General features: G+C 57.0%; 14 protein-coding genes and 5 tRNA genes. All 19 read left to right on the top strand.

The features are described from left to right. Nucleotides 1-28: 28 nt before the first annotated feature. The 19 genes from J2887_RS18210 to rplL all read left to right on the top strand — a co-directional run bounded on the left by J2887_RS18210 (nt 29) and on the right by rplL (nt 13,104). On the top strand, nt 29-1,231 hold the full coding sequence (locus J2887_RS18210; RefSeq protein ID WP_227172550.1) for a DUF6160 family protein: 1,203 nt from the start codon (nt 29-31) through the stop codon (nt 1,229-1,231). Nucleotides 1,232-1,240: 9 nt separating this feature from the next. Then, nucleotides 1,241-2,311 (top strand): hypothetical protein, encoded by a 1,071-nt coding sequence (locus J2887_RS18205; protein WP_227172549.1) that lies wholly within the window; start codon nt 1,241-1,243, stop codon nt 2,309-2,311. After that, nucleotides 2,308-2,868: a DUF6160 family protein gene (locus tag J2887_RS18200; RefSeq protein ID WP_227172548.1), complete on the top strand. Its 561-nt coding sequence runs from the start codon at nt 2,308-2,310 to the stop codon at nt 2,866-2,868. The genes J2887_RS18205 and J2887_RS18200 overlap by 4 nt, the downstream gene beginning before the upstream one ends. 12 nt (nt 2,869-2,880) lie before the next feature. Continuing rightward, entirely contained in the window at nt 2,881-5,292 is a 2,412-nt protein-coding gene (locus tag J2887_RS18195; protein WP_227172547.1) for a DUF6160 family protein, read from the top strand. Nucleotides 5,293-5,406: 114 nt separating this feature from the next. After that, a complete protein-coding gene (locus tag J2887_RS18190) occupies nt 5,407-6,381 on the top strand; it encodes a biotin--[acetyl-CoA-carboxylase] ligase (protein WP_227172546.1) in 975 nt (324 codons plus the stop codon). Then, on the top strand, nt 6,378-7,109 hold the full coding sequence (locus tag J2887_RS18185) for a type III pantothenate kinase (protein ID WP_227172545.1): 732 nt from the start codon (nt 6,378-6,380) through the stop codon (nt 7,107-7,109). The genes J2887_RS18190 and J2887_RS18185 overlap by 4 nt, the downstream gene beginning before the upstream one ends. A 2-nt stretch (nt 7,110-7,111) precedes the next feature. Beyond that, nucleotides 7,112-7,939 carry an SPOR domain-containing protein gene (locus J2887_RS18180; protein ID WP_227172544.1) on the top strand — a complete coding sequence of 276 codons (828 nt, stop codon included), beginning with the start codon at nt 7,112-7,114 and terminating at the stop codon, nt 7,937-7,939. A 31-nt stretch (nt 7,940-7,970) separates the two neighbouring features. Next, nucleotides 7,971-8,046 (top strand) — tRNA-Thr (locus J2887_RS18175). 42 nt (nt 8,047-8,088) lie between these two features. Next, a tRNA-Tyr gene (locus J2887_RS18170) sits at nt 8,089-8,173 on the top strand. Between the two features lie 10 nt (nt 8,174-8,183). Further along, nucleotides 8,184-8,258 (top strand) — tRNA-Gly (locus tag J2887_RS18165). Between the two features lie 18 nt (nt 8,259-8,276). Further along, nucleotides 8,277-8,352: transfer RNA gene (locus J2887_RS18160), tRNA-Thr, on the top strand. A 51-nt stretch (nt 8,353-8,403) separates the two neighbouring features. Continuing rightward, nucleotides 8,404-9,600, top strand: a complete 1,197-nt coding sequence (tuf, locus tag J2887_RS18155; RefSeq protein WP_227172533.1) for an elongation factor Tu — start codon at nt 8,404-8,406, stop codon at nt 9,598-9,600. 64 nt (nt 9,601-9,664) lie between these two features. Further along, nucleotides 9,665-9,740, top strand: a tRNA-Trp gene (locus J2887_RS18150). A 33-nt stretch (nt 9,741-9,773) separates the two neighbouring features. After that, nucleotides 9,774-10,142 carry a preprotein translocase subunit SecE gene (gene secE / locus J2887_RS18145; RefSeq protein ID WP_227172543.1) on the top strand — a complete coding sequence of 123 codons (369 nt, stop codon included), beginning with the start codon at nt 9,774-9,776 and terminating at the stop codon, nt 10,140-10,142. Between the two features lie 12 nt (nt 10,143-10,154). Then, complete coding sequence (gene nusG / locus J2887_RS18140; RefSeq protein WP_227172542.1) at nt 10,155-10,688, top strand: transcription termination/antitermination protein NusG; 534 nt, start codon at nt 10,155-10,157, stop codon at nt 10,686-10,688. Between the two features lie 118 nt (nt 10,689-10,806). Further along, nucleotides 10,807-11,238, top strand: a complete 432-nt coding sequence (gene rplK / locus J2887_RS18135) for a 50S ribosomal protein L11 (RefSeq protein ID WP_227172541.1) — start codon at nt 10,807-10,809, stop codon at nt 11,236-11,238. A gap of 1 nt (nt 11,239) precedes the next feature. Beyond that, nucleotides 11,240-11,938, top strand: coding sequence for a 50S ribosomal protein L1 (gene rplA / locus J2887_RS18130; protein ID WP_227172540.1), 699 nt, complete (start codon nt 11,240-11,242; stop codon nt 11,936-11,938). A 217-nt stretch (nt 11,939-12,155) separates the two neighbouring features. Next, nucleotides 12,156-12,686 carry a 50S ribosomal protein L10 gene (gene rplJ, locus J2887_RS18125; protein ID WP_227172539.1) on the top strand — a complete coding sequence of 177 codons (531 nt, stop codon included), beginning with the start codon at nt 12,156-12,158 and terminating at the stop codon, nt 12,684-12,686. 40 nt (nt 12,687-12,726) lie between these two features. Further along, a complete protein-coding gene (gene rplL, locus J2887_RS18120; RefSeq protein ID WP_227172538.1) occupies nt 12,727-13,104 on the top strand; it encodes a 50S ribosomal protein L7/L12 in 378 nt (125 codons plus the stop codon). Nucleotides 13,105-13,343 lie beyond the last annotated feature (239 nt).

The following is a 13,343-nucleotide window of genomic DNA, read 5'->3' as shown; positions in this document are numbered from 1 at the left end:
GCCGGTGGCGTGGCCAGGTGAGGCAAAGATGAACAAGCCAATCGCATTCTGCGGCTGTCTGCTGGCCAGCATGCCTCTGTTGGCATCCGCGGAGCTTCAGGCCATCTCGGACGAGGCTATGTCGGAAGTGACCGGGCAGGCGTTCGTATCGATCGACCGTCAGTACCATCCCGATCCTCAGGAAAATGTGGCCTATACCAGGGTTAACCTTGGTATGGATATCGATATTCAGACCAACGTTGATGTCCTGGAATTGGGCCGCTATGAGCGGGATGGCGAAAAGGCCGGCAGTTCAGATGTGCTGATCGAGGATTTTGCTCTGGGCTATATCAACAATCAGGCCTACTTCGATGATAACCCCAAGGCGCCTCGGCAACGTAAGCCCGATGGCTCGCGCTATGGAGAGGGTGAGATTGTCCCTTTCAGAATCCAGAACCCATTTCTTGAGTTTGCCTATGATGAGACCTCTGATGAGGTCGTCGGGTTTCGACTTGGTTTTGGAGAGTCCATGGGCGTTCTTTCTGGTCGCATCCAGTCTCTGACCGGTAATGTGAATGTAAACATTCTGGATCGAGGCGAAGGATTAAGGGATGCAGACTCTGATGGCAATTTCTTTGATCAGCTTATCGTGTTGCTGACACCGCTGCTTGAAGGCGAAAGCCCGTTGGAGACCAAAGCTCAATTGGTCTACGGCGAAGAGGGGCACCCTGACATCGGCTCGTTGGACCCTATTCGTGCGGAGCACATCGGTATCCCCGATGGGGAGCGCTTTGTACTGGAAAATGCCAGTGGGTTTACTCGTTGGTCGCTAAAGAACCTTTTGGCCCGCGGTTCGAGCTCTGAAATCGTTGTTCCCGATTGTTCGTTTTTGAGCTGTGGGGCCGGTGATATCTATGTGTACGCAAAAGATTGCAGGGTTCTTGGCATTGACTCCTGTTTTGAGTTGGATATGTACAACAGCTTCGCGGTAGGCGAGCTGGGAGAAATTGATGGTGAGCGCCACGTAACAGGGCCCGTTGATGGCGCGTTCATCTCTTTCCAAACCAAGGATCTTGCCTGGCTTTCCGATGTGGCCAAGGGAAACCCAACGCCAGAGGACTTCGTTCGTGCCACCGCTGGCGCCTTCTTCAACATTCCCAACGGCGCCACAGAAGTGAATCTTAGCGAAGCACTACACGGAACCCAGCGTTATCGCAGTGAATACATCGACCGCGGTCGTGGACTCTTTTAGGGGAAAGCTATGCATCGTCACGGCGAGACCACTACTACCTTACACCAGTCTCCTTTCCTGAAAGCCGGGATCATTGCCTTGTGCGTCGCAGCTGGGCCGGCCGCGAAGGCAGAGCTTCAGGGGCTGACAGAGACAGAGCTCTCGGAGATTGATGGTGCCGGGATTGGTCTGGTACTGGAGGATTTCAAATTCGCCCACGGTACCGACGTTCAGAATGGCCGCGTCTTTAAGATTGGTGGAATTAAGAGTTCCCAAGGCGAAGACGTCGAAATTGTTGTCAACAAACTCTATATCTCAGGGTCGGGCAGTAATTACGGCCAGACCCTCGGCTCCGTTAATCTCGGGCGTTTGGTCAACCCCTTCACCATTGATGTGGTTGATGGCAACGACATTGGAGTTCAGGACAAGGCTGTACTCAGCATTGCAGCTCCAACCAAGGTCGCCGCGACGGAAGGCTATAACTGCATGGGTGGGGGCGGCGCTGGCAGTGGCGTATGCTCAAGCCGCCCTTCCACTGCGACCTTTGTTGGCGAACGCCCGGATATCGGTTTACAGATGAATGTGACCGTGGGGTCGAATCAGTCTTCGAACCTTAATATCCACGCACAAAGTGCGGTGATCGATGGCAGCTACCTGAGGTTGTGGGGCGATAATGACCGGCGCCAGCTGGTGGGCCAGTTTAAACTCAATTTCTACACCCCGGAGCTGTCGATCAACGCGTGTGAACAGGACGGTACCAACTGTGGCTCCCGCATCCGAATGTCAGATTTTGCCCTGGAACTGGCTTTGGGGAACGAGTTCCAACCGATGTTTCTGGACGTGGATGGCAGCGGCAATTTTGTAGCTGAAATACAGGCGATCCAGAAACCTGCCCCGGGAACCATTGGCGCGGACGGTCTGCGTTCAAGCAGCGACCCGGCGACCTGGGACTTCTATAACGACTACTACACCAATCCGGAATACCGCAGCAATCTCACAATCGGTAACTTCTCTGTCGGTAACCGGGATTTCGGCTCTGCAAGAGTTGAAGGTATGTTGATCCAGCACCTTAAAATCCAAACCAAGGATCTGGCGCCATGACTGGACGGACTCTCAAGTACGCACGCTCAATACCGCTGGCGTTGGGGCTGGCCCTGGCGCCCCAGCTTGGCTCTGCCGAGTTGGCCAGGCTCGACGATGGCGCTTTGTCGGATGTGTCCGGGCAGGGAGGCATCTACCTGTCGGGGGATGTCAGCATCAACGAACTCGGCGGTCCGATTCGTAATGGCTACTTCGGTGGCTGTGAGGAAGTGGGTAAGAAATGTGGCGCCCGCGTTGCTTACCGGCTGAAAGAGGACGGCGGCTGGTTTGTGTTGGATGACATCCGCGGTAGCTTCGCTTTCGAGGGCCTGACCCTCAAGGTTCGTGAAATCAACGACGGCTTTGCCGGGGATGGTCAGCTGTTCAACCGGGAAGTGGTGGAGCTGGGGCTGCCCAATGTGGTGCGTTACAACGACGTCCAGTTCAAGTTGGCTGGCAGCAGCACTGCCCGTCCAACCGATCCCGGTTTCCGGCAGACTGACATCTTCTCGATTGAAATGCAGGGTGACGTCACGCTGGAAGGCAACCTGCTGGTCTTTCCAACCGGTAACCCTTAAGGAGAGGGCGCTATGGCACGACCAATGACTCAGACCCGGATCGCCTGTCTGACGCCAGTGCTCGGTGGCTGGTTGGGGCTTGCTGCCATGCCGGCCGTCGGCGAGCTGCAGAGCCTGGATGACTCGATGATGTCTTCCATCAGTGGCCAGGCCGGGGTAACCCTGGAGCTGGATCTGCAGACCACCGTCGATCGGCTGTCCTATTTTGATGATGGCAACGGTATCCACCTGGAGAACGTGCGCATTGGTTCTGCGACCGATCCCAATGGCGGTGCGTTCCACAAGATCGATCTGGACATTGAGGCCGACGGCAGCCTGAACCTCGGTTATCTGGTTGAAGACCGTCGCATCGAATTTGAGGACGTCACCCTGCCAGGCGCGCCCGGCGTGGGGATGGGCGGGTTGTTCTTTGATCACAGCCTCCAGGGCACCTTCCGCCTCTCACCCGGTGGCACCCTTAGCCCGGATGGTTACACCTTCGACAGTGCCTACACCATGACCGGGGGGCGGATCGGTTATCGCACCAATGGTAACGAAGTATTTCTGGACGACATCACCATGGACGTCCAGGCCATAGGCGTGACCATGGACGTGGTGGGGGACCAGCTGCTGTTCACCACCCCGGAGCTGATTGGCAGTTACGAGGTCGGGGCGATTCGCTATTCCGACAATCCGCTCAATCACGGCTCGCCCACCGATGCCACCACGGGCCTGGAATTGCCCTCATACGGCGGCTTCAAGGGGGATTTCAACCTCTCCGGTGAAACCTACATCGGTGGCGGTGGCCGGGTTGGCCAGGAAGGTATCCGCATCGACTCCAACACCCAGATCAACAGTGCCAACTTCATCTACCTGGATGATGGCAATGCGCTGGGGCTGAGGGACATCACCGGTCACTACAACCTTACCGACCTGCGGATTGATGTCGACAAGGACTGGAACGGCCGTGAGGCGCTGGCACTCTCCGTCGGCGGGCTGTCCGGGGCCTTCAACATCGGCCGCATTGAGCTGGGTAATCAGAACAAGAGTCTGGGGCGGCTGAATGTCAGCTTCCTGTTCCAGGATCAGGTCATTCGCGGTCAGAGCTACACCAACGCACTTTACCTGATGGGCGGAGGCCATGCTGACGCGGGTCCTCAGGGGCTGAGGCTGGGGGCCCAGTGGAGCCTTCAGCTCGCGGACTTCAGTTACACCGAGGACAACAACCGGGTGATCTTCAGCGGTTTGCAATCCTGGGGGCAGGGTGATGTGACCGTCAATGTGACCCGTGATGAAGTCCAGAACGGTACCCGTTTCTTTGACGGTTTGCGGGTTGGCTTTGAGGGTATCAAAGGTGGCTATCGTATCAATGGTCTGCGGGTTGGCGATGAGAACGCGCCGCTGCAGGGTGGTACCGAATTGCTGCTGGCGCTGGGTTTTTACCCGGCCTACGACTTTGAACTCGATGGTCATCTGACCCTGGGCGCCGGCGGTGCCAGCGGCGAGGGGCTGACCATCAATTCCGATGTGCAGATCCGGAACGGCAGTGCCGCCCTGATCGCCAATCCCTACGACGAAGGTGCCGGCGAGATCGCACAGACCGGTCTCTGGGTCAGCGACCTGAACTACGACATGCACATCCGTGACATGACCGTTGATGTGACCGACGAAGGTCTGGCGATCATCAAGGGCGAGGCCTGGAGTACCATGGATGTGGGCAACCTCCGGGTCGGTGACAAGTCCAGTGGCGCCAGTTTTGGTCGCTTTGTGGTGCAGAAATATGAAAAGGGCAGTTCGATGACTATCCTGCCCGGTGGCGCGGGCGATGTCTGCGCTGGTGGTATGGGGTCTGACGCGGCCAGCTGCGAGGCCTCCGGTGGCGTCTGGGAAACCCGGGGTGAGGAAGGTGTCACCGTTCGCATGAAGCATGTGTTGGCGCGGGCTGTGAGCGATACCCGCAAAAATGCCTTCACCTGGGAATCCAACCGTCAGCTGGACGGCAGCGGCAACCCCATCAACGATTCCGGCATGAAGCTGGTGTTGAATGACATCTACACCAGCGATGGCGGCGATTTTGATGGCGATGGGGTGGAAGACAACACCTACGGCATCCAGAGCGACATCGCAGTGGATGTCTATCAGACACGGGTGGTTAAGAGGGAGGACGGTGCCGACTCCCGCGGGGTTGTGGGTAACCGTGGAGACGAGCGGATCATGGATGCGGGTGCGCCGGAAGGCTATCGCTATGTGGCCAACCCGACCGCAGCGGACATGCAGAACCGTCCTCTGGGCTTTGCGGTGCAGGCCGAGGCCCGCTTCAAGGAACTCTCCATCAACAACATCGACCTGGTGCATCCGATCGGGGGTGCCCAAACCGCGGTCTATGGTGTCAAAATGCAAAACTTCGACATCAAGGCCAACCTGACCGCCACGCCCATCCAGTAGTGTGTTGACCAGACGCTCGCCCCGAGCGTCTGGTCCTTCCCTTCTTTGTTTTTTCCTGCTGCCTGGTGTTTAATCCGGCACTATCACTCGCTTGTTTTCCGGACCCTCTGTCCCATGAATCTAAAAGTACTTGTCGAATTGCTGTCGGATGGGCAGGTCCATTCCGGCGAATCCCTGGCCCAACGTCTGGGTATCAGCCGAACCGCGATCTGGAAGCAGCTTCGCAAGGCCCAGGAGCAGGGGGTGGAGATTGAGACCATTCGTGGTAAGGGCTATCGCCTGCAATCCCCCGTCGATCTACTGGATCACGATCGCATCTGTGCTGGGCTTGGCGATGGTCTGGCGCAACAGCTGCGGCTGATGGTGCTGGACGAGGTTGACTCCACCAACGCCGAAATTATGCGCCAGCGGCGCTTACCCGGGCAGGCGACGGGCACTCTGGTGTGTCTGGCGGATTGTCAGACCGCTGGCCGTGGACGACGTGGCAGGGCCTGGCAAAGCCCGAAGGGCGAGAACCTCTACATCAGCTTCGGGTTGGGCATTCGGGGCGGGTTCTCCGAGTTGGACGGTCTGAGTCTGGTGTTTGGTGTTGCGCTGGCGGAGGCGATTGAGAGTTTCGGCACCGGACCCCTGCAATTGAAGTGGCCCAATGATGTCTATCACAACGGCAGTAAGCTCGGAGGCATTCTCATTGAACTGCTTGGGGAACTGGAGGAGGGCTTTATCCAGGTGGTGATTGGCATTGGCGTCAATGTCCATATGCACGAAGCGTCCGATGTTGATCAGGCCTGGACCAGTCTTGCTCGTGTCGCCCCTGAGCAGGAGTGGAGCCGCAATGCTCTGGCAGCGGAACTGGTGACTCGGGTGTTGGCCGCCAGTGAGGCCTTCCAGGCGGAGGGCTTTGGCCGTTTCCACGAGCGTTGGTCTGACCGGGATCTGTTTCGGGGGCGGTCTTTGGTGACCACCCAGGGCCAACTGGTCGGTACCGGCTGTGGCATTGACCAGGACGGCAGCTACCTCGTTGAAGACGATGCCGGTAACCGGTCCCCGATACGAGCCGGGGAGATTAGCTTGCGGATTGACGCATGAAGCTGTTTGTCGATATGGGCAATAGCCGGGTCAAATGGCGGTTGCGGGGCTGGAACACGGTTTTTGAAGGAGAGGGGACGATCGGTTCGGACTTGCTGTTCGCTGATCTGCCAGTGAATGGTGAGGGTATCAATCAGGTTGCCGTCAGCACGGTGGCTTCTGACCAGGGCCGGCGGCAGCTGGAGGAGCGGTTGCGACGGATCACTCCGGTACCACCGGAGTATTTCTGGACTGAGTCACGGCGGCAGGGATTGGTCTGTGCCTATGATAGGCCGGAAACCATGGGTGCCGATCGTTGGCATGCGATGGTTGCTGCCCGTAGCCGAGTGAGCGGTGGGATTGCGGTTGTTGATGCTGGTAGCGCGGTCACGGTGGATTATGTGGCTGCGGATGGCCGTCATCTCGGTGGCTACATTCTGGCTGGACAGAATATGATGTACCGCGCCCTCAGCCAGGATGCCGCCCGTATTCACTTCGAGGGCCGGGTCCAGGGGGACTCGGCACCAGGGACGTCCACCGCAGAATGTGTGCATCACGGGGTTGAGTGGCTGTGGCGGGGGATGGTTCAACAACTCAGGGAGGATGTGAGGACCTTGGGACTAGAAAAGGTGTTTATTACCGGTGGCGACTCGGATCGGCTGATCGGTTGTGGCCTGCAGGGAGAGTCTGTGCCCGGTCTGGTACTCGACGGGCTGGAGATTGTGGCCGCTGACGTCCGGGAAGATTGATTATGCGCTGGCTGGTGTTGATGTTGGTGCTGGGCAATCTGGGGCTCTGGTGGTTGTTCTCGGGGCCGGACGACGTTGAGCGTGATGCGGATGCGAGCGGGCGGTTGCCCCGGGTGTCCGAGCTGCAAACCGTGCCGCCGCCGTCGGCCGGTGAGGGTGACGTCGAAGCGCCGGAACCGACGCCGGAATCTGCGCACAGTGGCACCGGTACCGCGAATGAGGCGTCGGAGGTTGCGATCGCCGATGTCCCTGGCGAAAGCCGGCAGGAGAGTGGACCGGTAACGGAGGCTGATCCGGCGCTGGCGGAGATTCCGATCCCCGAGCCGAAGCCGGTCCAACGCTACTGCTTCCGTCTGGGATGGTTCGACAGCGAGGAGGCCGCGCTTGCCCTGGCGGGCGATCTGAGCGCTGTTGCCATCAGCGAGCCGGAGGTTGAGGCACAGGAGTTTGAGCAGCCGCCTTTGCATTGGGTCATCATCCCACCCCGGTCGAGCCGGGACGCAGCGTTGGAACTGTTCCGCGATGTGCAGCGTCGAGGCGTTGATTCGTACCTGGTGACCCGTGGCGAGATGGAAAACGCGATCTCGTTGGGGCTGTTTGAATCCCGGGAATCCGCTGAGCGGGTCCTTGAGAAAAGAATTTCAGAAAATCTTCCGGCAGTACTGGAATTATTCCCCCGAAATCAGATACGATACGCGCTCGCTTTTGAGGCGGCCTATTCATCAGGTTCCCAGGAACTGGATCAGGCTCGGGCGAACTATGGGCACCAATTTGAATTGGTTGAAATAAATGGTTGTGAAGGTGTTGCAACCACGAAAAAAAGTCCGTAGTATGCTGCCCTCGCTGATGAGGCGAATGTGAGCTGGCGTAGCTCAGTTGGTAGAGCAGCTGACTTGTAATCAGCAGGTCGGGGGTTCGATTCCGTCCGCCAGCTCCACTTTAAGGTTTTGCGCAGCTTCGCGAAAACGAGGTTGTATTGGGAGGGGTTCCCGAGTGGCCAAAGGGATCAGACTGTAAATCTGACGGCTTCGCCTTCGCAGGTTCGAATCCTGCCCCCTCCACCACTTATTGCTTGCGGGCATCGTATAGTGGCTATTACCTCAGCCTTCCAAGCTGATGACGCGGGTTCGATTCCCGCTGCCCGCTCCAATTTGATGAAGTTTTAATGCTCATGTAGCTCAGTCGGTAGAGCACATCCTTGGTAAGGATGAGGTCACCGGTTCAATTCCGGTCATGAGCTCCATTATTTGTCCGGTCAACGTTTCGGTCATGGTTGATTAGGGAGATAGGTCGAATGTCCAAAGAAAAGTTTGAGCGTAGTAAGCCGCACGTCAACGTGGGCACCATTGGTCACGTTGACCATGGTAAAACCACTCTGACAGCTGCTCTGACTCGTGTGTGTCACGAAGTTTGGGGTACCGGTACTGCCAGTGCGTTCGACCAGATCGATAACGCTCCGGAAGAAAAGGCGCGTGGTATCACCATCGCGACTTCTCACGTTGAGTACGATTCTCCGATCCGTCACTACGCACACGTTGACTGCCCGGGCCACGCCGACTATGTGAAGAACATGATCACCGGTGCTGCCCAGATGGACGGTGCGATCCTGGTTTGCTCCGCAGCTGACGGCCCCATGCCGCAGACTCGTGAGCACATCCTGCTGTCCCGTCAGGTTGGTGTTCCGTACATCGTCGTGTTCCTGAACAAGGCCGACATGGTCGACGACGAAGAGCTGCTGGAACTGGTTGAGATGGAAGTTCGTGATCTGCTGAGCCAGTACGACTTCCCGGGTGATGACACTCCGATCATCACGGGTTCCGCGCTGATGGCGCTGGAAGGCAAAGACGACAACGAGATGGGTACTACCGCTGTTAAGAAGCTGGTAGAGGCTCTGGATGACTACATCCCTGAGCCGGAGCGTGCGATCGATCAGCCGTTCCTGATGCCGATCGAGGACGTCTTCTCCATCTCCGGTCGTGGTACTGTGGTAACCGGTCGTGTTGAGCGTGGCATCATCAAGGTTGGTGACGAAGTGGAAATCGTGGGTATCCGCGAGACCACCAAGACCACCTGTACTGGTGTTGAGATGTTCCGCAAGCTGCTGGACGAAGGCCGTGCCGGTGAGAACGTTGGTGTTCTGCTGCGTGGTACCAAGCGTGACGACGTTGAGCGTGGTCAGGTTCTGGCAGTGCCAGGTTCCATCAACCCGCACACCAAGTTTGAGTGTGAAGTGTACGTTCTGAGCAAGGACGAGGGTGGTCGTCACACTCCGTTCTTCAAGGGCTACCGTCCGCAGTTCTACTTCCGGACCACTGACGTGACCGGTTCCTGTGAGCTGCCGGAAGGCGTTGAAATGGTAATGCCGGGTGATAACGTCAAGATGGACGTTACTCTGATCGCTCCGATCGCGATGGAAGAAGGTCTGCGCTTCGCCATCCGTGAAGGCGGCCGTACCGTTGGTGCCGGCGTTGTTGCTAAGATTGTAGAGTAAGAATAGAGTGAGCGGCCCTTTCGGGCTGCTCTTCTTTGTAGTGAGTGCACTGAGTTTTCGGTGCAGGCCAGTAGCTCAATTGGCAGAGCAGCGGTCTCCAAAACCGCAGGTTGGGGGTTCGATTCCCTCCTGGCCTGCCATTTCACAACATCCGGATACATAAGCTGATTCCTATGGAGTCAAAAGCTGATAGCTCAACCGGTCGCTTCGATGCGATGAAGTGGCTGGTTGTTTTCGTTCTGATTGCCGTTGGTGTAGTGGGTAATCAGTATTTCAACGCCGAGTCATTGCTGTATCGTGTTCTCGCCCTTGTTGTCCTTGCGATGGTTGCGGCCTTTGTGGCTTTGCAGACCGATCGCGGGCGCCGTTTTGCTACCCTGCTGAAAGAAGCTCGCGTCGAGATTCGGAAGGTGGTTTGGCCGACCCGGCCAGAGCTCATTCAAACTACGGCGATCGTAGTTGTGTTTGTGCTGGTGGTGGCGCTTCTGCTTTGGGGTATGGACTCGTTTATCAGTTTTCTGGTTTCCGGTTTTATTGGTTAACAGGGGTGTGCAATGGCTAAGCGCTGGTACGTTGTTCATGCGTATTCGGGTTTCGAAAAGCATGTAATGCGCACTCTGAAAGAGCGGGTTGTCCTGAATGGCATGGAAGACCTGTTCGGCGATATTCTCGTGCCCACCGAAGAAGTGGTGGAAATGCGCGACGGTAAAAAGCGCAAGAGTGAGCGCAAATTCTATCCTGGTTATGTTCTCGTCCAGATGGAGATGGAGGACGCCACCTGGCACTTGGTGAAAGATACGCCTAAGGTGCTTGGTTTTATTGGTGGCACCAAGGAGAAGCCGGCTCCAATTACCGAGAGAGAGGCTGAGGCTATTCTGAATCGGGTTGAGAGTGGCGTCGATAAGCCCAAGCCGAAGACGTTGTTTGAGCCGGGCGAGATTGTACGCGTTATTGAAGGTCCCTTTGCAGACTTCAATGGCGTTGTGGAAGAAGTTGACTACGACAAGAGTCGGGTCAAGGTTGCGGTTCTGATTTTCGGTCGTTCCACTCCGGTTGAGCTGGAGTTCGGGCAGGTCGAAAAAGACTGAGCCGTAGCGGATCAGGCAAAAGCTCGCGCACCATGGTGACGCGGGCTTTTTGTGTCTGGTCCTTATGTTATTAAACCCATGGGGAGCCGAGAGGCGTTCGAACCCAAAGGAGTGAATCATGGCAAAGAAGATTGAAGCGTACATCAAGCTTCAGGTTGCTGCCGGTCAGGCCAACCCGAGTCCCCCCGTTGGTCCTGCGCTGGGTCAGCACGGTGTAAACATCATGGAATTCTGTAAGGCGTTCAATGCCCAGACTCAGGGCATGGAGCCGGGCCTGCCGATTCCGACGGTGATCACCGTATACAGCGATCGCAGCTTCACCTTTATCACCAAGACTCCGCCTGCTGCCGTTCTGCTGAAGAAGGCTGCCGGTCTGAAGAGTGGTTCTGCCCGTCCGAACACCGACAAAGTTGGTACCGTGACCCGCGCTCAGCTGGAAGAAATTGCCACCACCAAAGAGCCGGACCTGACTGCTGCCGATATGGATGCAGCGGTTCGTACCATCGCCGGAACTGCCCGCAGCATGGGCCTGAACGTGGAGGGCCTGTAACATGGCAAAGCTGAGCAAGCGTCAAAAGCTGATCCGTGAAAAAGTCGAAGCCGGTCGTGTCTACTCCGTAGAAGATGCGGTTGCTGTGCTGGTTGAGCTGGGCCAGAGCGTTAACTTTCAGGAGTCTCTGGACGTTGCCGTTAACCTCGGTGTTGACGCGCGTAAATCAGACCAGGTTGTTCGTAGCAGCACCGTTCTGCCGAACGGCACTGGCAAGACCGTTCGCGTAGCGGTATTCACCCAGGGTGCCAATGCCGAGAAAGCCACCGCCGCTGGCGCGGACGTGGTTGGCATGGACGATCTGGCTGAAGAAGTTAAGAAAGGCAACATGGACTTTGACGTGGTCATCGCCACTCCGGACGCCATGCGTGTTGTTGGTCAGCTGGGTCAGATTCTGGGCCCGCGTGGCCTGATGCCGAACCCGAAAGTTGGCACCGTAACCCCGGACGTTGAGACTGCGGTCAAGAATGCCAAGGCTGGTCAGGTTCGTTACCGGACTGACAAGAACGGCATTATCCACGCTCCGCTGGGTAACGTTGAATTCTCTGCCGATGCGATCAAGCAGAACCTTGAAGCGCTGCTGGCAGACCTGAAAAAGGCCAAGCCTGCGTCGTCGAAAGGCGTTTACCTGAAGAAGGTAACCCTGTCGACCACAATGGGACCTGGCCTGGCTATCGATCAGAGCGGTCTGAACATCTGATCCCTGATTCGGTAGGCACTTTGTAGTTTTGGCGGAAGCCAAGGCTGTCAAAGACCGCAGGCCCCCGAGGTCACCGGCAACGGTGGCCACAAGGGTTAAAGCAACGCCTGCGCAGACGGTGTGATGACGTTCTCTGAACCCATACACCGTTAGGGGCCCGCAAGGGCAATGATGGGTTTGCCGGTCGTTCCGACTGGCGAAATCAAGGAGAAATCCAGTGGCAATTAGACTCGAAGACAAGAAGGCGATCGTCGCTGAAGTCAACGAGACTGCTGGTAATGCTCTGTCTGTGGTTCTGGCCGACTACCGTGGTGTCACTTCCGGTGACATGACGGCGCTTCGTGCCAAGGCTCGTGCCGAAAACGTCAATCTGAAGGTTGTTCGTAACAACCTGGCGAAGATTGCGATTCGCGGCACTGAGTTCGAGTGCATCGACGAAGCTCTGGTAGGTCCGACTATTCTGGCGTTTTCTATGGAAGATCCGGGTGCCGCAGCGCGCCTGTTGAAGGATTTTGCCAAAGAAAACGAGGCGTTTGAGATCAAGGCCCTGGCCGTCGGCGGTGAGCTGATGGGCGCGGAGCAGATCGATCGCCTGGCGAAGCTGCCAACCCTCCACGAGGCGTTGACCAAGCTGGCCGTGGTTACACAGGCACCGATTACCAAGCTCGCACGCAGCCTGAACGATATTCCGGGCAGGATTACGCGTGTGATCGCTGCAGTCCGCGACGAGAAGCGCGACGCAGCTTGATTCTGTTGAACACCCTACACATTTTACATTGGAGAAAGTCATGGCTCTGTCAAAAGACGATATTCTGAATGCAATTGCTGAAATGAGCGTAATGGACGTTGTTGAGCTCGTTGAAGCAATGGAAGAGAAGTTCGGCGTTTCCGCTGAAGCTGCTGTTGCCGCTGCTCCGGCTGCTGCCGGTGGCGATGCTGCTGCCGCTGAAGAAAAGACCGAGTTCGACGTGGTTCTGACCGGTGCTGGTGAGAAGAAAGTAAACGTCATCAAGGCCGTTCGTGAGCTGACCGGTCTGGGTCTGAAAGAAGCTAAGGAAATGGTCGACGGCGCACCTTCCACCATCAAGGAAGCTGCTGCTAAAGACGAAGCTGAAGAAGCCAAGAAGAAGCTTGAGGAAGCAGGCGCTTCCGTTGAGCTCAAGTAATAGCGGGTTTCTGAACGCTACCGTGCGATAAGCATGGACGGGCTGGCGGCCCTGGGCCGCCGGCCTTTTTCTGTTGTATATGCTATACAGCGTTGCAGCGGAAGTGGTTTGAGGGCCCTCGTGTCCCTAACAACCTACAGCCAGAGTCTTGTTCAAGACGGCGCAGTATGCCGAGCAACTCGGCCCCGAAGCAAAACAATGGTTGCTTCTTGATACCAGGTATCAGGTCTAAAGCTGGG

Origin of the sequence: Marinobacter sp. CA1, assembly GCF_020546665.1 — a bacterium.
GTDB classification, from domain to species: domain Bacteria; phylum Pseudomonadota; class Gammaproteobacteria; order Pseudomonadales; family Oleiphilaceae; genus Marinobacter; species Marinobacter xestospongiae.
The sequence above is the reverse complement of the archived record's forward strand: the minus strand, read 5'-3'. Positions and strand labels throughout refer to the sequence as shown.

What these genes read in the sequence shown, in the direction of transcription:
- J2887_RS18210 (WP_227172550.1), top strand. Translation starts at nt 29, where the DNA reads ATGAACAAGCCAATCGCATTCTGCGGCTGTCTGCTGGCCAGCATGCCT.
- J2887_RS18205 (WP_227172549.1), top strand. Translation starts at nt 1,241, where the DNA reads ATGCATCGTCACGGCGAGACCACTACTACCTTACACCAGTCTCCTTTC.
- J2887_RS18200 (WP_227172548.1), top strand. Translation starts at nt 2,308, where the DNA reads ATGACTGGACGGACTCTCAAGTACGCACGCTCAATACCGCTGGCGTTG.
- J2887_RS18195 (WP_227172547.1), top strand. Translation starts at nt 2,881, where the DNA reads ATGGCACGACCAATGACTCAGACCCGGATCGCCTGTCTGACGCCAGTG.
- J2887_RS18190 (WP_227172546.1), top strand. Translation starts at nt 5,407, where the DNA reads ATGAATCTAAAAGTACTTGTCGAATTGCTGTCGGATGGGCAGGTCCAT.
- J2887_RS18185 (WP_227172545.1), top strand. Translation starts at nt 6,378, where the DNA reads ATGAAGCTGTTTGTCGATATGGGCAATAGCCGGGTCAAATGGCGGTTG.
- J2887_RS18180 (WP_227172544.1), top strand. Translation starts at nt 7,112, where the DNA reads ATGCGCTGGCTGGTGTTGATGTTGGTGCTGGGCAATCTGGGGCTCTGG.
- tuf (WP_227172533.1), top strand. Translation starts at nt 8,404, where the DNA reads ATGTCCAAAGAAAAGTTTGAGCGTAGTAAGCCGCACGTCAACGTGGGC.
- secE (WP_227172543.1), top strand. Translation starts at nt 9,774, where the DNA reads ATGGAGTCAAAAGCTGATAGCTCAACCGGTCGCTTCGATGCGATGAAG.
- nusG (WP_227172542.1), top strand. Translation starts at nt 10,155, where the DNA reads ATGGCTAAGCGCTGGTACGTTGTTCATGCGTATTCGGGTTTCGAAAAG.
- rplK (WP_227172541.1), top strand. Translation starts at nt 10,807, where the DNA reads ATGGCAAAGAAGATTGAAGCGTACATCAAGCTTCAGGTTGCTGCCGGT.
- rplA (WP_227172540.1), top strand. Translation starts at nt 11,240, where the DNA reads ATGGCAAAGCTGAGCAAGCGTCAAAAGCTGATCCGTGAAAAAGTCGAA.
- rplL (WP_227172538.1), top strand. Translation starts at nt 12,727, where the DNA reads ATGGCTCTGTCAAAAGACGATATTCTGAATGCAATTGCTGAAATGAGC.